Here is a 25,219-nt window from a genome sequence, read left to right as displayed (position 1 = left end):
AAATTTGAGCAGAATAATCATAACTTTTACATCTTATTTTCAAATAATTTCATAATATGTTCCCTATGCTTTATCCCCCATTCATGAAGTGCGTCAATAATCGGTTCCAGCTCTTTTCCGTGTTCTGTCAACGAATACTCTACTTTTGGCGGAATTGTCGGATAGGAAAAACGGCTTATCAAATCGTCTTCTTCTAATTCTCTCAGATTTTTCGTGAGCATTTTTTGGGTAATTGCTGGAATTGCACGGGTTAAGTCTGAAAAACGCATTGTTCCATTTTTCATAATGTGCAGTAAAATTGGTAATTTCCATTTTCCTGTTATCGTATCAAGTCCATCGTCTATTTTACATAAATTTGGCTCTATTTTTTCAATTTTTTCCATGTTCAAAACCTCTCTTTTAAATTTCTATACTTTTGTATATTATAGCACTTTTTTGTACGTACTTGTATACTAAAATAACTCGTGTTATAATTCATTCATAAAAATAAAAAAGAAAAAATATAAAATCGAAAAGAGGTTATTAAAATGAAAAATACAGGAATACATCACGTTTCAGTATTAGGAAGCGATATTAGAAAAGCATATAATTTTTATCATAATATTTTAGGATTAAAATTGATTTTGAAAACTGTCAATCAGGATGATTCAAATATGTATCATCTGTTCTTTGGGGATAAAACGGGGCGTGAAGGTACAGAATTTACAGTTTTTGAAATGAAGGGGGCAAGAGAAAATAAATTTGGGACAAATGCGATTGAAAGAACTATGTTTTTGGTTCCGTCTGAAGAATCTTTGTACTTTTGGGAAAAAAGGCTGGATGAGTTCGATGTGCTTCATTATGGAATCGAAGAATACAATAATCAGAAAATTCTGAGATTTGAAGATGAAGATGGACAAAAGCTGGGGTTTGTTTACAGAAATGAAAAAATTGGGGAAATGAATCCTTTTGTTAAGGAAGGAATACCGAAAGAACATGCTATCTTAGGAATTGGAGATGTTTATTTGCGTGTAAGATACACAGAGCCGACTCAAAAAATACTTGAAGATTATTATGGATTCAAAAAATATGGCAAAACAAAATTTTACGACTGGAAAATAAGTCTTTTTAAATCTGAAAACAGTCCATTCAAACATGAAATACATATTATCGAAGATAAGAATTCCGCTGTGGAAAGAAATGGTGTTGGTGGTATTCATCACATTGCGTTCGGTGTGGAAAGTGTGGATGATTTGGAAGAATTACAGCAAAAAATTGACGAAAAAAATTATTTAAATTCAGGAATAAAAAACAGGGAATTTATGGTTTCAAGTTATTTCAGGGAATCAAACCATCTTCTATTTGAAACTGCGACTCCACTTGACAGAAGTTCAAAGGATTTGCCTGAACAAGGACAGGACTTCGATGAAATTCCATTATTTTTACCGGAATTTTTGGAAAGAAAAAGAGAAAGAATTGAAAAAAATCTAAGCCTTAAATTTGAATAAAATTTAAAAAAAAGAAGAAAAGGAGTATTTAAAATGGAACATTTATTAATAAACGGAACAGACAATTTATTTGTCCTATTTCACGGAACTGGCGGAAACGAAAGCAACTTGCTATTTTTGACTGGCGAACTGGACTCCCATGCAAGTGTAATCAGCTTTTTGGGGAATGTGGGGACTGGAAAAAATAGAAGATTCTTTAATCCGCTTGTAAACGGAAAAGTCGATAAAAAGGATTATTCAGAAAGAATCGACGAATTTCTAAAAAACTGGGATTCAATGGATATTTCAAAATATAAAAATATAACATTCATCGGATATTCCAACGGAGCAAACTTTACTCTCGGACTTTTGGAAAAACGCCCGGATATTGCCAATACAACTATACTCTTACATCCATCAAATTTCGATTGGCAATTTACGAAAAAGCCTGAAAAAAATAAAATTATTGCTACAACAGGCGCTTTAGATTTAATGGCTCCAGCCGCAGATGTAGTAAAATTAAAAAATCAGCTTTTAAATATTGGATACGATAATTTTGAAATAATCCTGCTTGACAGCGGACACGAATTAACAGAAATTGAAGTTGAAAAACTAAAAGAAATTTATAAAAAATAAAATATGAAATAAAACAAAAAAAGGAAGTGAATTAATATGTTAGAATTAGAAATTAGCTCATTTGGGGAAACTACACCGCTTGAAGGAAGCCAAAAAGTAATTTCTCACGGCGAACGTATAAGAAATGTGATTGAAGAAATTGAACTTTCTGATAAATTGGGATTAGATATTTATGCAATTGGAGAACATCATCGTCCTGACTTTGCTATATCAGCTCCAGAAATAGTACTTGCCGCAGGAGCAGTCAACACAAAGCACATAAAACTTTCAAGTGCCACAACAAATATTTCCTCCAACGATCCGATAAGAGTTTTTCAAAACTTTGCAACAATAGACGCCATCTCAAACGGACGTGCTGAAATTATGCTTGGAAGAGGCTCTTTTACAGAATCATTCCCGTTATTTGGCTATAATCTTGAGGATTATGAAGAATTATTTGAAGAAAAAAAGGAAATGCTCCTTGAAATAAACGAAAATGAAATTTTGAACTGGAAAGGTGAAAAATTTACCCACGATGTTGATAACAAAGGTGTTTACCCACGCCCTGTCAATGAAAAACTGCCAATTTGGGTAGCAACTGGCGGAAGCATAGATTCCACATTAAAAATCGCCGAAAGGGGACTTCCTATTGTATATGCAATTATCGGAGGAAATCCATTGGCATTCAAAAAATTAATCGAACTTTACAGAACATTCGGAAAGGAAATCGGACATAGTTCTGAAAAATTAAAAGTTGCAGCACATTTTTGGGGATTTGTGTGGGATACAACTGAAGAAGCCATAGAAAAATATTTCTGGCCTACAAAAACTCTTGTGGATCAAATCTCAAAGGAACGTCCACATTGGACTCCATTAAGCAAGGAAAGATACCTAAATTCAGTAGGTCCTGATGGTGCAATGTTCGTAGGCTCTCCAGAAGATGTTGCAAATAAAATGATTAAAGTAATCAAAGAGCTGGGATTAGACAGATTTATGCTACATTTGCCTGTTGGTTCAATGCCTCACGAAGAAGTGCTGAAATCAATAAAACTTTATGGAGAAAAAGTTGTTCCGATTGTTAGGGAATATTTTGAGAAAAAAGAAAAATAATAAAATATATTTAAAAGCCTTCTGGAGAAAAATTTTCAGAAGGTTTTTCTAAAAAGTTCCCTTATTCTCAAATTATTCTTTCTGGCTTTTAAAATCCATGAAATTGAGCCTTGAAAAAAGTATAGACTTTTTAACCAGTTCGGATTTATATAAATATCCTCATCACTTTTTAGAGTTAGAATATTAGTAGAAAATTTATCTAATACCTTACCTAAATTTTTGAGTGGTCCTTGCCCCAGTTTATATTTTTTTAAATACGGCAACAGTTCTCCTGCACCCACACCAATTCCTTGTCCCCAGTTTGCCTTAACTTTCTCGCACCAATTTTTTATCTGCAAAATTGCCAACCGATTTTGTTTACCTTCATAAAATCCATTATTCGCTATGCAATAAATTTTAGTCCCAGATTTTATAACTTTTTCCCTTTCAAATTCTATAAGTAATTTTAACAGATTGGATGGAATCCCATCAACATACAAGGGAAAAAGAAATATTAAAATATCACTGCTATGAATTTCATTTTTAATTTTATCATCTAATTTAACAGAAATTGAATAATATTTTTTTATTTTATTTCCTTTAAGCAAGGATAAGAGATAATTTCCTAATATTTCAGAATTACTTTTGCCTACTTTCGGACTTCCATTTATTATGCTAATTTTCATATTTCATCATTCTCCTAATCTTCTAAAAAAGAAACCTTAAAATTTTTTACGTCTAAATTCACACTGTTAGCCTTTACTATTTCTTTAGCAGCTATCTTTTCATTTTGTGACAAATTTTTTCCATAAAAATATACATTTAAGTCAAATTTTGTTTTATTTCGTGTGATATGGTGCATCTCTTTATTTTTAAACTTGAAAAATGGCAATAAATATGGAATTGTCCTATCTAGCACATTTTTTATAAATGGACTGTAAGAACCATAAACACATCGACTTATAATCACAACTTTGTCCGCTTTTGAATATAATTTTGCTAAATTTTCATATCCATCCCTAATTTTACATTTTCCTGGAGTTTTAATCCAGCATTCAAAACATCCCATGCAGCTTTTAATTTTATTATTATCACAAATTATAGATATATCTTCATCATCGATTATTTTCTTTTGATCTATGCTCTCTTTTATTTTATCCATAATTTTTTCCTTTTTTTCAATTTCCCACTTTAAATTTTCCAATTTTTCATTATCTAAATCGTGTATAATTAATTCCATATTTCTCACCTTCCATAGATATATTAAAATCTATCTAAAATTTAACTGCTAAATGTTAATCAAATTTAAGATTCAAACTCATACAACAACTAGCAACTTTTCAATTCTCTTTTAAGATTACTTTGCTATACAAACTGATTTTATTATCTCCTCTATTTTCTCTTCCCAGCTTTCAGAATACTTTATATCATTTGTAATCATTATTGTTGTTAATCCTTGTACCAACGCCCACATTGCCACAATTTTATCTTGTATAGCCTGATTTGGTACTCCCATTTTTTCAAGTATTTTCATTGCCTCAATTTTTAATATACTAAATGCTTTTTCATTATTATTTTCTATTTTTGAAAACTTTGAGAATAAATCTATTTTCATATTTTTTCTTGAAATTATAAAATGATAATATCTATGATTTCCACAAAAAAACATAACATATGTTTTTCCTAATTTTACCAATAAATCCTCTTGATTTTCATATCTTTTCCTTGTTTTATCCAGTTCCGCTGCCAATATTCCCCAGATATAATCACTCATTGCGTAAAGTAAATCACTTTTTTTCTTAAAATATGTATACGGTGCCGCATTACTTACCCCACACATTTTAGCCACTTTTCTTAAAGATAATTTTTCTTCCCCTACTTCATTTATCATCTCTATCCCTTTTTCAATCAATTCTTCCCGTAAATTTCCATGATGATAACTTTTTTTAGTTTTTTCCATATTTAAATTCCCCCTAACTTTCACTATCTTATCACTGTAAAGATTATACACCCAAATCTTACCACTGTCAAGTTTATTTTAAAATTTTATTACTACTTTTTTACTAGAATTATTATAAATGAATATTTTTATAAAATTTATTGGATAAAAAATTGTTTTAAAAACTCAAATTATATGCAATATAAAAAAAATAACCGCTGTCTTTTACAACAATGGTTATCTAAAAATTCTAACTGTCTTCTTTCAGGTTATATTTCTTTACATAGTCTTCCATCATTTTCACTGCTATCAGTCTATTAGATCTTCTCGCAAATTCAATTACTGTTAATCCCCATTTGTCCTTTGCTAGAAGAGGAAGTCCTGGTTGAGAAAATATCAGTTGATATAGTGGTAACATTTCCATTTCAGGAGTACCGATGTTAAACAACATTTTGAATGAAACTGTTTTCTCTTTCTTATGCATTACTGTTATATCTGCTCCTTTTTCCAATAACGTTTTACATAAAATTGTAGTTTTTACTATATCTTGTCGTCCATAAGAAAATAAAGGAAAAAACATGCTCATTCCATCTTCTGTTATTATTTTAACATCTGCTCCTTTATTTATTAGAAAATTTGCTATTTTATATCTTTCTTTTGATTTTGTATTACATAATGCTGTGAAAAGTAAACTTCGTCCTGATGGACTTATTTCATTTTGATCTCCTTCTTTAAATATTTTTAAAAATTCTTCATATGTTCCTAACATTGCTGCTGTTGATGCCGTTCTGTATTCTGACATTTTGATATCTCCTTCCTATTATTTTGTAGGTATTTTCATTTGTTGTTTTTGAATTATATTTTCTATATTATTTATATAATCTGGCTTATATTCTAATAATGGTACTGTTTTATATTCTTTTCTACACCTTGCTTTAAACCTCCATTTATAAGCAACTTTCACTTTTTCTGTTCAGATTATTAAATATTTCTATAACTATATTTTAACAGACAGATTTCTTTTTAGCCATAACAAAAACCTCCAAATATTATACAGTTATTTTACCATATATTATTTAGAGGTTTACACAAAAATTTTTACACACCCATTCTAATATATACTTTTATAACAATGATTATTAAGTACTCTAATTTTCTTCTTGCAAATTATATTTTTTTACATAATCTTCCATCATTTGTACTGCTATTGGTCTATTAAACCTTCTCGCAAATTCAATTACTGTTAGTCCCCATTTATCTTTTACTAAAAGAGGAAGTCCTGGTTGAGAAAATATCAGTTGGTATAACGGTAACATTTCTATTTCAGGGGTGCCGATATTAAATAATCCTTTGAATGAAACCGTTTTCTCTTTCTTATATATTGTTGTTATATCTGCACCTTTTTCCAATAATGTTTTACACAATATTGTCATTTTTATTATATCTCGTCGTCCGTAATAAAATAATGGAAAGAACAAACTCATCCCATCTTCTGTTACTACTTTAACATCAGCTCCTTTATTTATTAAAAAATTAGTAATTTCATAACGTGCAATGCTATTAGTATTTGCTAATGCATGAAATAATATACTATCTCCTGATGCATCTCCAATTTTTTCATCTCCTTTTTTGAATATTTCTATAACATCTTTTAATGTTCCAAATCTTACTGCTGCCCATATTGTTTTATATTTTGACATTTTGATATCCCCTTCCTATTATTTTATAGGTATTTTCATTTGTTGTTTTTGAATTATATTTTGTATATTATTTATATAATCTGGCTTATATTCTAATAATGGTACTGTTTTGTATTCTAATAGAGGTATTGCTGGCGAATTAAATTGAGGTAATAACGGAGTTGTTATGTTTTCATATGCATGACTTCTATTAGTGTGCGATGTTTCAAATCTATAATTTTTAGGATCATTATACCAGTCTCTAAATTCTTTAGGCGTCATTTTCTCGTTTAGGTGTTCGCTTACTTGTACTGTTACAAATCCAGGATTATAAACAGTAATCGGATATTTTGGTGTTAATACAGACGATTGATTTAATATTGTATTAAAACAATTAGTTGTACTTAATGCTGTTGCATAATGCGTATGATTTTCAATATTTTATGGTAAAGCAGCCTCAGGTTAGTGAAGCCGCTTTGCTATGAAATACTGAAGACAGTTAGCAGAAAACTCAAATTTCTCATAGGTTAGTACAAGAAATTTGAGCTTATCTCTTACTTTAAGTTTTATATCATCTATATTCTATTTGTCAGGACGCCAAGTATTAACTACTTTAGTCAGTTCATTTTGATATTTAGGCAATCCTTCTTGAGAAATATAATAAATATTTCCATTATCCTCGATATAATTTACTATTAACACTCTTCCATCTGGAATTTTTATAGTTACTTGTTTCCCTTTATAGCCATTTATTTCTATATTTTTTTCACTTATATTTTCTAATGATATTCCAAGATTCAAATATCTTTTTTTAGTTAGTAACACTGCTTTCTCAACCGTTGAATTTCCATTCACTCCAACAATATCTAGTGTTATAATATTTACAGGATCTATTGAAAGCTGAACAGCATTTACTGATGAATCTGGATCTTCAAATTCCATCCAATCATTTGGTTTTGTGACATAACCTACCAAATTGCTTCCATATCTGTTCTCTGTACTTTTTTCAGTATTTTCAACATTTTTCTGATTTTCTTCCTGCTTATTTTCTTCTGATTTTGTTTTATTTCCGCAAGATAATAAATATAATCCTAGAAATAAAATGAATAAAATTCTTTTTAAATTCATATACTGCTCTCTTTCTTAAGTTTTCTGTTTTTTACCAAATATAATAAATTCCATAGTCTTTATTTTTTCCATATAATGCTATGATAAAATCTTTTTTATTATAGTATTTAGTAATTTTATTTCTTATTTTTTCTGCATCTTCTCTTGTTAAATTTTCAGGTAAACTAAATACTAATATTGGAGTTATATTATTAAACTTCATAAATTCAAGCCAATCTATTTTCTCCAAATATCTTTCTTGGCTAAAATATTCTTTAAATTTTTTACCATACTTCTCTACTTCTTCTAAAGAATATTTTTCATTATCAGGTTTAGGATTTTTTTCTTCTATGATACATTTTCTATCTTGAACATATATAAAACTTACAGTTTTTTCAATATTTTCATTTTTATCTAAATCCCAGAATCCACATTCCCATTGATTATTTATAGCACTATACCCTATGTCTCGATATTTATCAAATATTTTTTCTATTTTTTCAAAATCATTTCCTTTTGATTTATCATAGATTAAATTATTTAATATATATGGCCTAAGTCCAAGATAATCTATTATCTTAAAGAAATTATAACTGTATTTTTTATTAAAAAAAGGAATCTCAGATCTTTTATCATCATTTTCAAGAGGAAATGTGAATATTCTCATAGTTTCTTCATTCCACAAAGATAAATCCCAATCCTTACCTTCATTTACCCATTCTAAATTTGTAATATTTTTAAAATATTTTGACTTATATTCTATAGATTTTTTTGGTTTCAGAAGAAAAGCTCTACCTTTTGAAAAAGGCTTATAGTAGACTTCCATATTTATATCAAAATCTTCTTTGCTCAATATCAAGTTATATTCTGACTTAAAAAAATTATGTATCCGATTAAATTCTTTTTCTTTTAGATCTTTGTCACTCCTAAGATCAATACAGGAAAGGAGCAGGGAAAAAATGGAAAATACAAAAATAATTTTTGATATTTTCATTACTGAACTATACCAAAAATTTTGAACTACTTTTAAAAACATAAATTATCCTTTCTTAAATATTTTTTACATTCATTTGTACTCATAATATTTAACTTGCTATATATTTTTTTTATTATACCATATTTCTCTATAATTGTATATTTCTGCTTTATGTTTCTAGATTTTCAAACCTTTACTGAAACAGCAATGAGCAATCCTGTGAAAGTAAAAAAGAAAAAATATTTATTAATCAATTATCAAACAACCTTATTATAAAAAATTATTCCTATTTTTAAACGAGATTTAGTATCAAAATTCCTATAAAATGAAAAAGAGAGTGTCTAAATATACCCTCTTTCATTATTTTCTTACAATAATCAGTTTATATTAAAACTTAATTTTACAAAAAACTTTATTTTTTTACTTTTTCCACATCATCTTTTTCTTTAAATCCTTATCTTTTTCCTGTTTTACTCCCCAGGCTTCAGGCTTAGGCACACAAATCGGACGTCCTTCTGGCAGCATATCCCATATTTTTTTTAATATTCCCATTAGAAATACACCTCTTTTATGTTCACTTTTAAATTTTACTCGTATTCTTTAATTTTATTTTGTTGAAATTCTGCCGTATTTTTCATGGAATTGCAGTTAAATCAGCTTTTAAACAATCTAATTATGAATCAATTATTTAAGTATCTCGGTTCAATGTTTAGATTCGTTCATATTTTACAATTTCTCAAATCATTTTTTTCTAAATAATGAGCAAATTTCCATAATTAACATTTCCACTCCTGTTTCCATTTCTATTTTACCAGTCTTTATATCCTTTTCTATTTCCCAGCATCTAAAAACTAATTTTTTTAAACTGGTATTTGTGTAGTTTTGTTCGAGTTCTATTTTTTGAAAATCACATAGGAATTTGGGATTCTGTTATTGGATTTAAAAATTTCCTTTATTTCTTCAAATTCTATTTTAAAAGTGTTGTAATTTTTACTGAATTTTCGCCCTTTCATTTTTAACGAGCTTATTTTGTATATTATTTCGAGTTCATTGTAAAGAGAATACAAGATTCCCATATATTCTTTTTTTTGCTCCAAGTATCTCGTTACATCTGCTGGGTTGTTTAACAATATGTTTCGGGTCATTTCATAAATTTGATAATCTTTTTCAATAGACACAATATTTTTAATTTTTTCAATATCAAACTTTTCTCCATCCAGAAAAATCTTAATTTTTGCAACTTCATTTCTGACCTTAAACGGATTGTTTCCTATCATTTCAAGAAGCATTGCCACATCCCTTGCGTTTATATTCAGTTCATTTACAACATAAGCCCGTATTTCCTCTTCTGTTTCCTTCTGAAATAAAAAAACTTCCATTTGCTTATTTTTACTAAATTCATCCAGCAACTTTTTTAATTTTACTCCAAATTTCCCATCTTCCTTGTCATAATCAATAATAATTTCCTTATTTACTATCTCAAGATTTGCTATGTATTTCAAAATTTCCTCAATATTTTTGAGCTTTTCTGCTCTTTTCAACACAACCAGTTCCTGACTTGAAAATATGGAATTAATATTTATTTTTTCCAAAAATTTTTCATTTTCCTTTAAATCCACATCAAAAAAACTTTCACTAATTCCAATATTTTCTTTCCGAATTTTCTCCAAAAGTTCAAAATACTTAAATTCTCTTTGCTTTTTTCCTCCAATAAAATAAATCATTTATTTCCTCACGTCTATAATTATTTTTTATTTCTTGAGAAAATTATATCAAATTTTTTGTATAATTTGAACTTTAAAACCAAAAACAAATAAAATTTGTAAAAATTATATTCTATATTTTTCTCTTATTTGATTTTTATATGTTTCAGCTTGAGTTCCATATACTACTTGAATTCCTTTTCCAGAACGAATTACACCTTTTGCCTGCAATTCTCTCCATTTTGCATCATCAGCAACTATTGAAGCATCTTTTACAGTAACTCTAAGTCTTGTAATGCAGGCATCTATATTTTCTATATTTTCTGCTCCTCCCAATGAAACCACTATATCATCTATGAGTTCTGTATTTCCTTTAGCTTCGTTATAATCTTTTCTTGTATAAAGTTTATTTTCAGAATCTCCTCTACCTGGTGTAGGAATATTAAATTTCAGAATTAATGTTTTGAATACAAAATAGTACACAAGTGCGTATACAGGCCCTAATATTAATATCCAAAAGTATGAAGTCTTCGCATTTCCTTGTAAAAGTCCAAAGAAAGTAAAATCTATAATTCCTCTTGAGAATGTAATTCCTACTGCTACATTAAGCACATACATCAGCATATACGCTAGTCCTTCAAGCAATGCGTGAATTACATATAGTGCAGGTGCTACAAATAAGAAAGTGAATTCTATTGGTTCAGTTATTCCTGTAAGGAATGATGTCAATGCAGCTGACAATAATATTCCTTTTATAGCCGCCTTATTTTTATCATCTGCAGTTCTGTACATTGCAAGCGCTGCCGCAGGTAATCCAAACATCATAGGTAAAAATCCGCCTGTCATTGTTTTTGTAGCTGTTGCACTAAAATGTTTCACTGTTGGATCTGCAAGCTGTGCAAAGAATATATTTTGCCCTCCTGCTACCATCTGTCCTGCCACTTCCTGATAACCTCCAAGCTGAGTATACCAGAACAGAGGATATATAGCATGGTGTAATCCAAATACATTTAACAATCTCATTGTAAATCCATAAAAGAATGTTCCTATCGCTCCTGTTGCCGCAAACATTTCTCCAGCTTTTACAATTCCCATAAAAATTGTAGGCCAAATAAACGGAAATATTGCCGCCAAAGGAATAAATAAAATTATCGTCATAACTGGCACAAATCTGTTTCCGCTGAAAAATGCCAAATAATCAGGTAATTTTTTATCTGAAAACTTGTTTGTAATTGCCGAAGCCACAATACCACACACGATACCACCAAACACACCTGTCTGTAATGTAAATATTCCAAGTTCCTTCGCATATAATGCTGCTGTTCCTCTTGCCGCAGCTTCACTCAAGCCTTTTCCAACAAGAGCATCATAAGTTACTGAATCAGCAGTTATACCTTGAAAACTCAAAATTGTCCCTATTATAGTGTGAAATAGCAAAAATCCCAAAACAGCTGATAAAGCAGCAGTTTCTTTATTTTTATTTGCAAGCCCTATAGCTACACCAACTGCAAACAGTAAGGGTAAATTTGCAAAAACAAACAATCCTACATTAGAAAACAACTGCATAAGATAATTTAACGGAGTTCCTGGTTCAAGAAAAGTTAAATTATACGTTTTTATAAGGACGGGATTTGTAAAAGAACCTCCCACTCCTAAAAGTATCCCCGCCATTGGCAAAACTGCGATAGGGAGCATAAAAGCCCTACCTATTTTTTGTAATACTGCAAAAATTCCATTGTTTTTCATAGCATGCACCATATTGAAACTATTTAAAGTATGTGATTCTTCCCCCTTCTTATGTTATAAAACAGTTTCAATAATTTCCTTTCTATAATAATATTTATTTTAATTATTGATTTTTTATAATTTTAAAAATTTAATATCACTTTCATATTTTTGAATATTTTTTATTTTATTATAAATTAAAATTTATTTCTCCATTTCCCTAACAAATCTCTGAGCAATCTCAAGAGGCCTAGTTATCGCACCCCCGACAACTACTGCAAACGCACCTAATTCCAGCATTTTTTTCGCCTGTTTTGGCTCATGTATTTTCCCTTCGGCTATTACTGGAATATGAAGCGTTTTAGCAAGATTTTCTACTAATTCAAAGTCAGGACCTTCTGATTTTTTACTGTAGGGAGTATATCCACTAAGCGTTGTTCCTACGAAATCTACACCCACTTTCTCAGCATTTACTCCTTCTTCAAACGTTGAAATATCTGCCATTAATAGCACATCAGGATATTTTTCCTTGATTTTTTTTATAAATTCATTTATTGTTTTTGCTTCAGGACGTTCTCTCATTGTACAGTCCAGTGCAATTATATCAGCTTTAGCTTTTACTAAATCATCTATTTCCTTCATCGTTACAGTTATATGCTGAGGAAATCCTTCATATTGTTTTTTGATTAGTCCTATAACAGGTAAATCTAAATTTTTTTTAATTTCTTCAATATCTCTTACTCCATTAGTTCTTATTCCAGCTGCTCCAGCCTGTGCCGCTGCATTAGCCATAAGATGCATTATAGTCCCATTTTCTATATAAAGAGGCTCTCCCGGTAATGCCTGACATGAAACAATCAGTTTCCCTTTTAATTTTTCCAATAATTTTTCTTTACTCATAATTACACCTTTTTTTACCTTTCAATTAATGTTTCTTACATTCCTATGTTACCCCATTTTTTCAATTTGTCAATAGAAAAGAGGGGTAATTTTTTATTATAAAAAAAATTTATTTTAATCTTTTTTAAATTATAGTCAATCTACTTAAAAATTGAAATAAAAATAACAAATTATACTAAACCCCGTTTAAAAATTAGAATAAATTTTTATAATAGGGTTGTTTAATAGTTAATTCATAATTATTCAATTAAATTGTTTTTTATTATTTTTTAGATATTTTGATTAATAAATATTTTTTCATATTACTATGTTTTTTCTTTTTTGTTTTCGTAGGATTGCTCATTGCCGCAAATCCTACAACCTATGGCTAGTCTACGACATTTTTCTGCACTGACAAAAAACTCGCTATGCTCAAACAGTTTTGCCAGCACAGAAAAATGCTCCGACGGATTAGTTTATAATAAATCCGTTATTTAAATGGGGTTAGTATTAGCTATTTTTACCTCTTAGTTTTATTGCATTTCTATTAAAAATTTTCAAAAAAAAAGACTGAACATCTCGTCCAGTCCCATATAATCTATTTTTGTTCCACATCTTTATCTTTTTTAGCAAGTTCCGAAAATGCTGTAACCATTCCAGCCAGATTTTGCAGCTCGCTTGGAATAATGATTTTTGTTGATTTTCCGTCTGCCACTTTTTCAAATGTTTCCATTCCTTTTAGTGACAATACTGCTTTTGTCGGTGCAGCTTCATTTAATAATTTTAATGCTTCCGCTTGTGCTTTTTGAATTGATAGGATTGCTTCCGCACGTCCTTCTGCTTCTTTTATCTGCTGTTCTTTTTTAGCTTCTGCTCTTAAAATTGCAGCCTGTTTTTCTCCTTCTGCAACCAAGATTGCCGCTTCTCTTTTTGCTTGTGCTTCCAGAATGTTTGCCCTTTTTTCACGTTCTGCCTTCATTTCCTTTTCCATTGCTACACGAATATCAGCTGGTGGCAAGATACTTTTTAATTCCACACGATTTACTTTTATTCCCCAAGGATCTGTGGCATCATCCAATTCTTGACGCATTTTTGTGTTGATAATATCTCTTGAAGTCAATGTCTGATCGACTGTCATATCTCCAATAATATTTCTCAAGGTTGTTGCTGTCAAATTTTCAATTGCTGAAAGTGGACGTTCCACTCCATAAGTGTACAGCTTTGGATCAGTTATCTGAAAATAGACAACTGTATCAATTTGCATTGTGGCGTTATCCTTTGTAATAACAGGCTGAGGCGGAAAATCCACAACTTGTTCCTTTAACGATACACTTCTTGCAACTCTGTCAAAAAACGGATTCAGAAAGCTAAGCCCTGAACTTAGGGATCTGTCATATTTCCCCAATTTTTCAATAATAAGTACACGTGATTCTGGCACAATCTTCACTGATTTAAAAATGTAAATTAATGCAATCACAATTAGAACAACTATCAATGGTAGAGTCCAAAACATAATAATATTACCTCCTATTTTTTATTTTAAAGTTATTATTTTCTTTCCAAAATTATCTTGTTGCCCTTAAAGCCTTTAATTTTAACTATTTCCCCATTTGACAATATTTCATCGCTTACACCTGTCCAAATGGAGCCTTTGAATTTTACTTCATATTCCTTTTCAGTCTTTTTAGTATCCACTACCTTTTCAATTTTTACATCAGTCCCTTTCATGCTCGCATCAAAATTTGTCTTTCTTTGTAATTCAATGTATCTTCTCAAGACTGGACGTGTAAAAATTAGGAAAATTATCGTAAGTACAGCAAATATTAAAAACTGTATTAGTGAATCTTCTATAAAATTTGCAAGAAACATTACAATTAAAGCTGAAAGTGCAAACCAGATTGTTACAAGTCCCGGAATAATTATTTCCAGAATTGCTGCTGTTCCTGACAAAATTGCCCAAAATAATGCTCCCATTTTTCTCTCTCCTTTTTTATCTTATAAAACTTTAACTGCAAAATCCTAAAGTCCTGAAAAACCTACGCCGACATTAATCGAATTTGTTCCTTTTCCCGTACCTGTACTGCTGCAAGCTGTCATCGCAAATAAAATTACAGCTAAAATAGCCAATTTTTTCATTTTACTTCTCACCTCTTTTTCAAAATTTTTTTATTTAAACGGCTTGGAATTTAAAAATACACTCCAACTCCACCGTGCACTCCGCCCGATCCAACACCTACATTGGCTGATACGCACGCACACAAAGCTAAAGCCAGCAAAACCAATATTAGCAACTTTTTCATATTTCCTCCATTTTAAATTTATTTTACTTAATATATTTTACAACATAATTTTAATTTTGCAAATTTTTTTATTCACTAAACTTTTTTATAATTTAAATTTTAATATTATCTATACAAATTCATTGATTCCCTAAACTTGGCAATTTTATTTTCAAGCTCCTCCTTTATTCTTCTTTCTTTTTCCACAGCTTCAGGTTTCGCCTTGTTTACAAAATTTTCATTAGATAATTTTTTTACTACCTTATCCAGTTCAACTTGAGTTTTTTCAATGTTTTTCTCCAATTTTTCAATTTCCTTGTCCAAGTCAATTAATTCTGCCAGTGGAACATAAATCTCAGTTGTGTCAACTAGTCTAAATCCAACAAGTTTTGGAATTTCCACATTAAATTCATATTTTTCAACATTTGCCAGTTTATCTAATATTTTGGCATTATTTTGTAAAATATTCCTTGCATTTTCATCGGCTGTCTTGAAAATAACTTCAATTTTCTTAGATGGCGACACATTTGCTTCTCCACGAATATTTCTAATTGCTGAAATAATTTCCTTCAGATAGTCAAATTCCTTTTCAGCTTCAATATTTACAAACTCTTTTTCTTCTTTTGGAAAGTCTGATAACATAATTGTTTCTTCGCCAGTCTGCAATTTTTGCCAAATTTCCTCAGTAATAAATGGCATAAACGGATGTAGCATTTTCAGCCCTTTGTCAAGAACGTGTCTTAAAACCCACTGTGCCACAACTTTATCGCTGCCTTCCTGTCCATAGACACGTGTTTTGGCAATTTCCACATACCAGTCACAGAAATCCCCTCTGAAAAATTCATAGGCCAATTTTGCAGCAGCGTCCAATTCGTATTTTTCCATATTTTCATTAATTAATTTTGAAGCAGTCTGTAATTTGGATAAAATCCATTTATCTTCCAACTTAAACTCCAAGTTATCCACAGTTGTTGAAATATCAAAATCTTCCAGATTTGACAACACAAATCTTGACGCATTCCACACTTTATTTGCAAAAGCTGAACCCATTTCAAGCAGTTTTTCTGAAAAATGGATGTCCTGCCCTTGTGAAGTATTGTATAAAAAGCTGAATCTTATTGCATCTGCACCGTATTTTGCTATTAAGTCAAGTGGATCAGGTGAATTTCCTAGAGATTTACTCATCTTTCTACCTTTTTCATCTCTTATAATTCCGTGCAAATAAACATAATTAAATGGAATTTCATCTTTTATGTAAAGGCTCATCATTATCATTCTTGCTACCCAGAAGAATAATATGTCCGCCCCTGTAACAAGTGCATCTGTTGGAAAAAATTTTTTCAAGTCCTCAGTTTCGTTTGGCCAGCCCAATGTTGAAAACGGCCACAATGCTGATGAAAACCAAGTATCAAGCACATCCGTTTCTTCCGTCAAGTTCACATCTTTTCCAAATTTTTCACGTGCCTGCGCTTTTGCCTCTTCTAGGCTCTTTGCCACAAAAACTGTTCCGTCTTCTGAATAATAGGCAGGTATTCTATGCCCCCACCAGATTTGACGTGAAATTGTCCAGTCCCTTATGTTTTCCAACCAGTTATAATAAACTTTTTCCCATCTTTTCGGCGTAATTTGAATTTTTCCATTTTTTACAACTTCCAGAGCTCTTTTTGCAAGCGGCTCCATTTTTACAAACCATTGTGTAGAAACTCTTGGCTCAATAACTGAATTACATCTGTAGCAATGCCCCACAGCATTTTTATGATCTTTTACTCCAACTAGCAGTCCCTGCTCTTCCAAATCGGCAAGTATCGCCTTTCTAGCCGCAAATCTTTCTAGCCCCTGATATTTCCCACCATTTTCATTTACATGTGCATCTTCTGTAAAAATATTTAAAAATGCAAGTCCAGTTCTTTTTGCCACTTCAAAGTCGTTAGGATCGTGTGACGGAGTCATTTTAACTACCCCAGTTCCAAATTCCATATCCACATATTCATCTGCCACAATTGGAATTTCCCTGTTCATAAGCGGCAAAATGACAGTTTTTCCAATTAAGTGCTTGTATCTTTCATCATTTGGATTCACTGCAACTCCTGTATCTCCGAGCATTGTTTCAGGACGAGTTGTTGCAATTATCAATTCCTCGTCACTATCCTTGATTGGGTATCTAATTTCCCAGATTTTTCCATTTTTATCCTCATGATTTACCTCGTCATCAGCAAGTGCTGTTTTGTCATGCGGACACCAGTTTACAATGTATTCTCCACGATAAATGAGCCCGTCATTGTAAAGCTTGATGAACACTTCCTTTACAGCTTCTGAAAGCCCTTCATCCATAGTAAATCTTTCTCTTGACCAGTCTAGTGAGACTCCCAATTTTCTAAGCTGCTTTGTAATCAGCCCGCCATGTTTTTCCTTCCATTCCCAAGTTCTTCTCAAAAACTCATCATATCCAATTTCCTCTTTAGAAGTCCCTTCATCAGCCAGCATTCTCTCAACCTTATTTTGCGTAGCAATTCCAGCATGATCCATCCCTGGAATCCAAAGCGTATCAAACCCGCTCATTCTTTTATATCTAATAATCGCATCCTGTATCGAGTTATTAAGCATATGCCCCATATGCAGAATTCCTGTAACATTTGGTGGCGGAATCGCAATTGAATATCCTGGCTTTTCTGCATTGTGCTGTGCATTAAAATATCCTTTTTCTTCCCATATTTTATACCATTTGTCTTCTATCTCATTTGGTGAATAAACTTTGTTCAGTTCATTTGGCATTATTTTTTCCTCCTGTTTTAATTATATATATTTTTATTTAATTTTTTTCATTTCATAAATTATATTGTATATTTTATCACAAAGCTGACTTTTTTTCTACTTTTATAAAAAAATTAACAAAAAAAGCTCACTAAAATGACTAATCATCATTCAAATGAACTTTTTACAATAAATCTTTAAAATTAAACTATTTAAAATGCTGTAATTGTTGCAAGCAGACCAAAGATTACTCCCGGCAAGTTTGCTGCTGACAAGGGATAGTCCTTTTTTTCTTTTAAAAGTCCGTAACTTGTCCATATTGTACAGTTAATCGTCGCTGCCAGCGGCTGCAGGAAAAATGTTTTATTTCCATGCAAATTTCCCATTATTTGTGGAACATAAGACACATACATTATTACAGAAAGTAATGTTCCAAGCCATCCTAAAATTTTTAAATTTTTTTCACTCATTTTGTTCTCTCCCTTCTTTTAAGTTCAATTAACTTGTATGATTTAGTATATCACAAAATTTTAGAAAATCAATACTTAAATTAAAATTTTTTTACCTTAACTACAAATCAAAAACTTATCTTCTCATGCTTCATTCTTAATTTCTTCCGGTAAAATCCAAGCCCAATGTGGATAATTTCCTTAACTCCACGATTTTTCAGCTCTATATCATATTCCTTCTCTTTTATCTGCTCAAATCCTTCTTTTGCATAATTTTCCATTTCCTCTTCATTACCTGCCACTTTAAATTCAAAAATATATGCTGGATTTCCCTTATTTTTAGGCTCAAGTACCAAATCAGCCCTTCCATAACCACTTTCCCTTTCAGAAAGCCTGATATAGTCATTTCCCAGAACTATGAAAATCCCTATTAAAAATACTTTGTAATATTTCTCGTCCTTATCTGTATCAAAATAACTTAGCGACGATAATATCTCATCTTGAAGCCCTTTTGCAAATTCTTCTATTTCCCCCTTTTTCAAGTCTTTTATAATATTTGTAAATTTTTGAGTTTTTCTAATAAATCTGGCAATAAACCTGTTCTCAAAAAACTCCAGTATTTCGTTATTTGGTATCCTTATAGGATACTCATTATCTACTTTTTCCCCACCAATCGTCAAATAGCCCGCATACAGAAATAATTGCCATATATCATCCATATCAAAAGTAAATTCAGAATAATCATTTATTTCCTTATAAATTTTTTCCTTATTAAATAATTTCCCCAAATCATCAAATATTTCCTTATTCCCTTCATCAAGCATTTCATCTATCAATTTATTCCCTGAAACACCAATCCAGTAAGGACGTAATTGCCCAGCTGACAAAAAATTAATAATCGACCAAGGATTATAGATTTCACTATCTCCAAACTGATACCCGTCATACCATTTCTTAACTTCCTCCAGTTCATATTCAAGCTCATAATATTTCACAGCTCTTATGACTTCATTTTCTGTAAGTCCAAAAAACTCAGAATATTTTTCACTAAATATTGTATTTACTTTCAAATTGTTAAGCCCTGAAAAAATTCCCTCTTTTGCAATCCGTAAAATTCCTGTCATAATACCAAATTGCAAATATTCATTATCCTTCAAGGCTTCCCCATAAAATCTTTTGAAAAACGAAATTGCCTTTTTATAGTACCCTGCCTGATATGACTGAATTATCGGAGTATCGTATTCATCAATCAAAACGACAACTTTCTTTTTCCCATAATAATCATACAGATATTTTGTCAAAATTTTTAAAGAATTTTTCCAATCTGCCTCTTTCTGTTTCAGCCATATCTTGTCAAATTCCATTAATTCACTCTGATTCAAGTTTTTTCTTATAAATTCAAAGTCATTATACAATTTATTTATCAAGTTTTTTATTTCAAAATAGCAGTCTTCCCACTCATTTTCCTCAATATTCTTGAAACTCACGAATATTACTGGATATTTCCCCTGTTCACTTGCATATTCACTTTCTGAGATATTAAGATTGTCAAATAATTTTTTATTTTCTTCCCTATTTTCAAAATCAAAAAAATATCTTAACATCGACATATTAAGCGTTTTCCCAAATCTTCTTGGACGAGTGAATAGATTTACATTTGCTCCATCTTTTAAAATGCTGCTAATCAATCCTGTTTTATCAACATAATAGTAACTTTCTTCTATTATTCTTTTAAAATCAGATATTCCTATTGGTAATCGCTTTTTATTTTCCATTTTTCATCCCCTTTCCTTTCTTCATATTTTTTTAATTTAATAATATTTGTTATCATAGTCAATCCACTTAAAATTTGGAGTAAAAATATGTAAAAAACAACGTATTTGCTATAGATACGACTCTTCTACCTTTATTTTAAACCAGGATTGCTACATAAATTTTTAAAATTAATATTTTCTACCAATATTATAAACTAAAAAAGATTACTTTACAATAAGAAAAAAGCCAGTATTTCTACCAGCTTCCTCCACCTCCCCCGCCGGAACCTCCGCCAGAGAAACCGCCTCCACTAAAGAAGCCGCCTCCGCCTGAGCCACTCTTGGATGAACTAAATTTTTCACTCATTATTTGCGATTTTCCACTACTGTAACTTCTTGAAAATGCGTTCGTAAAACTGTAGTTACTATAAGCATACATATGAGTGTGGCTATTTATATAAGATTCATTTATATCAAAGTTATATAATTTTATTGTTTTTTTCATTAATTTTATTGTCTCATTTTTTACTCCAAGCGCTACTGCAAAAGGCAAAATTCCATTAAAATATTCGATTAATTCCTTTACATTGTCAAATTTTCTTATCTGATTCTCTTCCGCTGTTTTTATATACATTTTCATACCTTTCAGGTATTCTTTTTTTCTCAGCCCTTCATTTGTATATTTTCCAATTAATTTTGCATAAATAATAAATAATGCTACAAAATATGTTACAAAAACAAAAATCTCAATTCCCTGATAAAAAGATATACCTAAAATCGCTATAATTATTAGTCCTGTTAACAGTTTTTTACTAACAGTTATCCAAATTCTATGAAAAAATGATCCTAACGCTATAAATACATACAATATTATAAAAGGATTGAAAATCTCAAAATTTGTCTGTGAAAATATAAAAATCATAAAAATAGGAATTGCAAAATAAAATGGAACTAAAAAACTGCCATTGTTTTTATAAATTAATCTATGATATTTTTCCTTCAAAATTTTAATAATACTATTTCCAGTATTATAAAGCTGTTTTTCATTATCAAAAATATTATTCTTTTTTGAAGAAAGAGCATCAAATAGCATTCTTTCCTCTTCCGACAGTTCTGTTTTCTGTGTATACACTGTCTTAGATTCCTTGTTATATTTAATTTCACCATTAATTTTTTTGGCTACTATAAAACCTTTTGACAGTAATGTAAATATTCCTGCATTTAATATTTCCGCTATGTCCCTTTCACCATTTATATATGCTGCAAACATCGGAGAAATGTCTTTCGGCAAATTAAATTCTGGAATTATAGATTTTCCTTGCGGATCCCTTCCAAAAAGATTCCACGTTATGATTGAATAAATTGTAAGAAATAATAACAAAAATGGCAAAATTATTACTGCAGGATTGGAAAGATATACAATTTGCAGCTTATCTGCCAAAGTCGGACTTATCTTATCTGTTTTTAAATTTAGCATAAATGTAAGTCCATTATTAGCCTCCAATTCTCTAGTTCCAATATTTATTTCCCCGTTATTTTCTGAAACGCCGTAATTTTCGCCTTTTTCTCCATAACTTCCAGTATAAACTTCCAATTTTTCAATTTCATTTTTTTTGATTTCCTGTCCATCAGGAAACCTTATAGTAACGTTTGCCTCTTCAATCGGAACATTCCAGAACTGTCCAATTGCATTGTAGTAAATCTGATAAATTCCATCCTTTTCAAACACAGCATTATAAATATCGTAATTCAGCTCATATCTACTCCCAATCCTGTCCAAATTTACAAGCTTTGTTTTGGAACCTATTCTGTACCTTATCCCTTCATAGAAATGATTTTTCGTGTACTCTTCGTCCTCTCCGTCCCTTTTTATCCAATTCATTTTCACAAAAGACTTATGGACATCAAATCCGCCTATTTTTGAGCGCAGAGGAATATCTCTATAAATTCCGTGCTTAGGCTCTTCGCCAAACTGGTAATCAATCACTTCATTTACAGTCAGCGTCCCATTTCTATTAATTTGCACTGTAACTTCATAATTTCTTATTTTTTCACTATGCAATATTACTGCAGCAAGCCTGCTCGAATTTAATAAAAATACCATTAGAAATACAAATAATATTGAAATTTTTTTATTTTGAAAACATGTCATATTTCATCTATCCTTATTTTTAAGTTATTCTCAAACCCCTTTAATAACAAACACATAAAATTTGGTTAGAAATCGGAAAAAGCTGATATTTCTACCAGCTTCCTCCACCTCCCCCGCCGGAACCTCCGCCAGAGAAACCGCCTCCACTTGAGAAGCCTCCGCCGCCAAAACCACTTCCACTTGAACTTCCAGAATCATTCCTCAAGGTACTAAATCTTTCTTCTCTTATTTTATTATACGCATTATTGTATACTCTTGAAACTGTATTTGCCAAAATAAAACTATCGTATGTATTGAAATGCACTCCTCTATTTATATAAGAATATGTGCTTTCATCAAAATTATAGAGCTTTATTGTATTCTTCATAAGTTTTATCGCTTCATTTTTTACTCCAAGAGCTACTGCATACGGTAGTATCCCTTTAAAATAGGCTACTAGCTCGTCTACATCATTAAATTTCATAATTTGATTAGCTTCGGCAGTCTTTATGTACATTTTCATTCCATCCAGATATTCTTTTTTTCTCATCCCGTCAGCTGTATATCTTCCAATTACTTTTGAATAAATAGTGTACATTGCCATAATTATGCCAATTACAATGAAATTTAAAACTCCATATATTGCTGACATAAATAATACTACTAGCCACTTAACAACTTTTAAAAACGTACTTTTACTTCCATAAATATTCTTTAAAACTAAAAATACTCTGTTTAAAATTATTCCAAAAACACAGCCAATCATAACTAAATAAGCCACTTCAAAATTGTTGTCAGCTAAGCCTTCTGTTCCACTATTTGCATTTGTCGAAATTATAAAAACTATGACTATACCGATAATAAATGCAACATTAAAAATACTGTTATCCCTGTAAACTTTCCTTTTATATTCGTTTTCAAACAATTTCAATATTTTATTTGAAGCTTTATAAAGGCTTTTTTCATTTTTGAATATGTTTCCTGTATCAGAAAGCGCATTAAAGACTATCTTTTCTTCCTCTGCTAATTTAGGCTTGCTTCTTTTACTGTCAGACAATGTATATTTTACATTTTTCCCATCGCCTTTTTTGTCGTCAGCTTCAACATAACCTTTAGAAAGTAAAGAGAGCACTCCAATTGTCAATATTTCCTTAGGTTCCCTTACGCCTTTAATGTACGCCGCATACATGGCTGAAATATCCTTAGGTATGTTAAATTCAGGAACAATTGCCTTTTTACCCACATCTCTTCCAAATATATACCATGTTACAAAGCCATAAATTGCTAGAAATATTATTATAACAGGCCCTGCAGCAAGTAAAGGGTGAGCATAATAAAGTGTCTGAAGTTTATCTAAAAATGTTGGACTTATATTATTCGTCTTTAAATTTAAACGGAAACTTAATCCGTTATATGATTGTAAAACCTTGTTTGTTTTAATTTCAATAGTTCCATTATTCAAATTTTCAATATAATCTTTTCCATTTTGACCGTATTCACCTGTAAAAATATCTAGTTTATTAATTTCATTTTCTGTCACAGGCTTCCCATTTCCAAATTTTATATTCACTGTGGCTTTTTCAATAGGAACTTTCCAAAACTGCCCAATCGCATTAAAATATACCTGATAAATTCCATCTTTTTCAAATACTGCGTTATATATCACATAGTTAAACTCATATCTGTTTACGCCATTTTCCACAAATCTGTCTGCAGAACCTACTCTGTATCTTACTCCTTCATTAAAATTTTTCGTTGAATACTCTTCTGAAAGCCCATTTCTCTTTATCGAATTCATTTTTATGTAACATTTGTAAATATCTACCCCATTTTTCTTTGAACGTAACGGAATATCCCTATAAATTCCATGCTTTGCCGCACCGTCAAATTCATAGTCAATTACTTCATTTACTGTCAAAGTCCCATTTTTATTTATCTGAACTGTAACGTCATAATTTGTTATTTTTTCAGCAATTAACGATTTTGTATTTAAGAAAAATAACGTGAAAAATACAAAAATTATTGAAAAAATACTGTTTAATTTTTGTTTGTTAAAACTTTTCATAACAATCCCCCTTCTAAAAATCCATTTAAACAAATTAAAATTTAACTTCTGGAACTTTTTCCGCCTCTTCCACAGCATTAAAGAACTCAGCTTTTTTAAATCCAAAAATTCCTCCAAAAATATTATTTGGAAAAGTTTCCACAAAAGTATTTCTGTCTCTTGCTGTTCCATTGTAATATTTTCTTGAACTTTGAATTTCTGTTTCTATTTGAGTCAATTGAGATTGTAAGTTCAAAAAGTTTTCATTTGCCTTCAAGTCTGGGTAATTTTCCTGTAACATCATTATTGATCTTAATGTTTTTGTCATTTCATTTTCAAGTTTTTGAATTTTTTCAATATTATCAATATCCTTTGTATCAATTGACATCATCTGACTTCTCAATTTTACCACATTTTCCAGAGTTTCCTTTTCATGTGTCGCATACCCTTTAACTGTATTCACAAGATTAGGTATCAAATCCAGTCTTTTTTGCAAATAAACACCTATTCCACTCCAACCTTCCTCATTCAAATTCTTCAATTTGATATATTTATTGTAAATCCCCATTGCCATCAGAACCAAAATTACCAAAATTCCTATAAAAACAAACACAATATTCATAATTCATTCTC

Annotated in this window: 25 protein-coding genes; 3 read left to right on the top strand and 22 right to left on the bottom strand. The window is 30.5% G+C overall.

What is annotated here, in order from left to right; all coding sequences use genetic code 11:
- Positions 1-26: 26 nt before the first annotated feature.
- Entirely contained in the window at positions 27-383 is a 357-nt protein-coding gene (locus tag HW275_RS08845) for a helix-turn-helix domain-containing protein (RefSeq protein WP_178936176.1), read from the bottom strand.
- A gap of 144 nt (positions 384-527) precedes the next feature.
- On the opposite strand from HW275_RS08845, the gene HW275_RS08840 reads away from it, so the two are divergent.
- Genes HW275_RS08840 through HW275_RS08830 form a run of 3 tightly spaced genes read left to right on the top strand, consistent with a single transcriptional unit; the run spans position 528 to position 3,191 of the window.
- Complete coding sequence (locus tag HW275_RS08840) at positions 528-1,487, top strand: VOC family protein (protein WP_178936175.1); 960 nt, start codon at positions 528-530, stop codon at positions 1,485-1,487.
- Positions 1,488-1,520: 33 nt separating this feature from the next.
- On the top strand, positions 1,521-2,102 hold the full coding sequence (locus HW275_RS08835; RefSeq protein WP_178936174.1) for an alpha/beta hydrolase: 582 nt from the start codon (positions 1,521-1,523) through the stop codon (positions 2,100-2,102).
- A gap of 36 nt (positions 2,103-2,138) precedes the next feature.
- The gene (locus HW275_RS08830; RefSeq protein WP_178936173.1) at positions 2,139-3,191 is read left to right on the top strand and encodes an LLM class flavin-dependent oxidoreductase; all 1,053 of its coding nucleotides are present in this window, start codon (positions 2,139-2,141) and stop codon (positions 3,189-3,191) included.
- Positions 3,192-3,226: 35 nt separating this feature from the next.
- Here the strand turns inward: HW275_RS08830 and HW275_RS08825 are convergent, their stop codons facing one another.
- The 21 genes from HW275_RS08825 to HW275_RS08735 all read right to left on the bottom strand — a co-directional run bounded on the left by HW275_RS08825 (position 3,227) and on the right by HW275_RS08735 (position 25,208).
- Entirely contained in the window at positions 3,227-3,856 is a 630-nt protein-coding gene (locus HW275_RS08825) for a hypothetical protein (RefSeq protein ID WP_178936172.1), read from the bottom strand.
- A gap of 14 nt (positions 3,857-3,870) precedes the next feature.
- Positions 3,871-4,410, bottom strand: coding sequence for an NAD(P)H-dependent oxidoreductase (locus tag HW275_RS08820; protein ID WP_178936171.1), 540 nt, complete (start codon positions 4,408-4,410; stop codon positions 3,871-3,873).
- 117 nt (positions 4,411-4,527) lie between these two features.
- Positions 4,528-5,130 carry a TetR/AcrR family transcriptional regulator gene (locus HW275_RS08815; RefSeq protein ID WP_178936170.1) on the bottom strand — a complete coding sequence of 201 codons (603 nt, stop codon included), beginning with the start codon at positions 5,128-5,130 and terminating at the stop codon, positions 4,528-4,530.
- Between the two features lie 229 nt (positions 5,131-5,359).
- On the bottom strand, positions 5,360-5,911 hold the full coding sequence (locus HW275_RS08810; protein WP_178936169.1) for an ankyrin repeat domain-containing protein: 552 nt from the start codon (positions 5,909-5,911) through the stop codon (positions 5,360-5,362).
- A gap of 346 nt (positions 5,912-6,257) precedes the next feature.
- Positions 6,258-6,809, bottom strand: a complete 552-nt coding sequence (locus HW275_RS08805) for an ankyrin repeat domain-containing protein (RefSeq protein ID WP_178936168.1) — start codon at positions 6,807-6,809, stop codon at positions 6,258-6,260.
- 18 nt (positions 6,810-6,827) lie between these two features.
- Complete coding sequence (locus tag HW275_RS12595) at positions 6,828-7,070, bottom strand: GH-E family nuclease (protein WP_178936167.1); 243 nt, start codon at positions 7,068-7,070, stop codon at positions 6,828-6,830.
- A gap of 300 nt (positions 7,071-7,370) precedes the next feature.
- The gene (locus HW275_RS08795) at positions 7,371-7,916 is read right to left on the bottom strand and encodes a hypothetical protein (protein WP_178936166.1); all 546 of its coding nucleotides are present in this window, start codon (positions 7,914-7,916) and stop codon (positions 7,371-7,373) included.
- A gap of 31 nt (positions 7,917-7,947) precedes the next feature.
- Entirely contained in the window at positions 7,948-8,931 is a 984-nt protein-coding gene (locus HW275_RS08790) for a hypothetical protein (RefSeq protein ID WP_178936165.1), read from the bottom strand.
- A 360-nt stretch (positions 8,932-9,291) separates the two neighbouring features.
- The gene (locus tag HW275_RS12430) at positions 9,292-9,423 is read right to left on the bottom strand and encodes a hypothetical protein (protein WP_255460052.1); all 132 of its coding nucleotides are present in this window, start codon (positions 9,421-9,423) and stop codon (positions 9,292-9,294) included.
- A 189-nt stretch (positions 9,424-9,612) separates the two neighbouring features.
- Positions 9,613-9,705 carry a hypothetical protein gene (locus tag HW275_RS12590; RefSeq protein ID WP_370464351.1) on the bottom strand — a complete coding sequence of 31 codons (93 nt, stop codon included), beginning with the start codon at positions 9,703-9,705 and terminating at the stop codon, positions 9,613-9,615.
- Between the two features lie 59 nt (positions 9,706-9,764).
- On the bottom strand, positions 9,765-10,595 hold the full coding sequence (locus HW275_RS08785) for a DNA polymerase III subunit delta (protein ID WP_255460051.1): 831 nt from the start codon (positions 10,593-10,595) through the stop codon (positions 9,765-9,767).
- A 105-nt stretch (positions 10,596-10,700) separates the two neighbouring features.
- Entirely contained in the window at positions 10,701-12,320 is a 1,620-nt protein-coding gene (locus tag HW275_RS08780) for a PTS transporter subunit EIIC (RefSeq protein WP_178936164.1), read from the bottom strand.
- Between the two features lie 183 nt (positions 12,321-12,503).
- Positions 12,504-13,199: an N-acetylmannosamine-6-phosphate 2-epimerase gene (locus HW275_RS08775; protein ID WP_178936163.1), complete on the bottom strand. Its 696-nt coding sequence runs from the start codon at positions 13,197-13,199 to the stop codon at positions 12,504-12,506.
- Between the two features lie 577 nt (positions 13,200-13,776).
- Positions 13,777-14,691, bottom strand: coding sequence for an SPFH domain-containing protein (locus tag HW275_RS08770; RefSeq protein ID WP_178936162.1), 915 nt, complete (start codon positions 14,689-14,691; stop codon positions 13,777-13,779).
- A gap of 35 nt (positions 14,692-14,726) precedes the next feature.
- Complete coding sequence (locus tag HW275_RS08765) at positions 14,727-15,152, bottom strand: NfeD family protein (protein ID WP_178936161.1); 426 nt, start codon at positions 15,150-15,152, stop codon at positions 14,727-14,729.
- 431 nt (positions 15,153-15,583) lie between these two features.
- Positions 15,584-18,229: a valine--tRNA ligase gene (locus tag HW275_RS08760; RefSeq protein WP_178936160.1), complete on the bottom strand. Its 2,646-nt coding sequence runs from the start codon at positions 18,227-18,229 to the stop codon at positions 15,584-15,586.
- A gap of 191 nt (positions 18,230-18,420) precedes the next feature.
- Entirely contained in the window at positions 18,421-18,678 is a 258-nt protein-coding gene (locus HW275_RS08755) for a SemiSWEET family transporter (RefSeq protein WP_026748257.1), read from the bottom strand.
- 107 nt (positions 18,679-18,785) lie between these two features.
- A complete protein-coding gene (locus HW275_RS08750; RefSeq protein WP_178936159.1) occupies positions 18,786-20,432 on the bottom strand; it encodes an AAA family ATPase in 1,647 nt (548 codons plus the stop codon).
- Positions 20,433-20,667: 235 nt separating this feature from the next.
- Entirely contained in the window at positions 20,668-22,563 is a 1,896-nt protein-coding gene (locus tag HW275_RS08745; protein ID WP_178936158.1) for a DUF2207 domain-containing protein, read from the bottom strand.
- Positions 22,564-22,654: 91 nt separating this feature from the next.
- Positions 22,655-24,607: a DUF2207 domain-containing protein gene (locus HW275_RS08740; protein ID WP_178936157.1), complete on the bottom strand. Its 1,953-nt coding sequence runs from the start codon at positions 24,605-24,607 to the stop codon at positions 22,655-22,657.
- A gap of 34 nt (positions 24,608-24,641) precedes the next feature.
- Positions 24,642-25,208: a LemA family protein gene (locus HW275_RS08735; protein ID WP_178936156.1), complete on the bottom strand. Its 567-nt coding sequence runs from the start codon at positions 25,206-25,208 to the stop codon at positions 24,642-24,644.
- Positions 25,209-25,219 lie beyond the last annotated feature (11 nt).

This window comes from Leptotrichia sp. oral taxon 223 (genome assembly GCF_013394795.1).
In the GTDB taxonomy this organism is placed as follows: domain Bacteria; phylum Fusobacteriota; class Fusobacteriia; order Fusobacteriales; family Leptotrichiaceae; genus Leptotrichia.
Note: the sequence above shows the minus strand (reverse complement) of the source record. Positions and strands in the feature narration are given on the sequence as shown.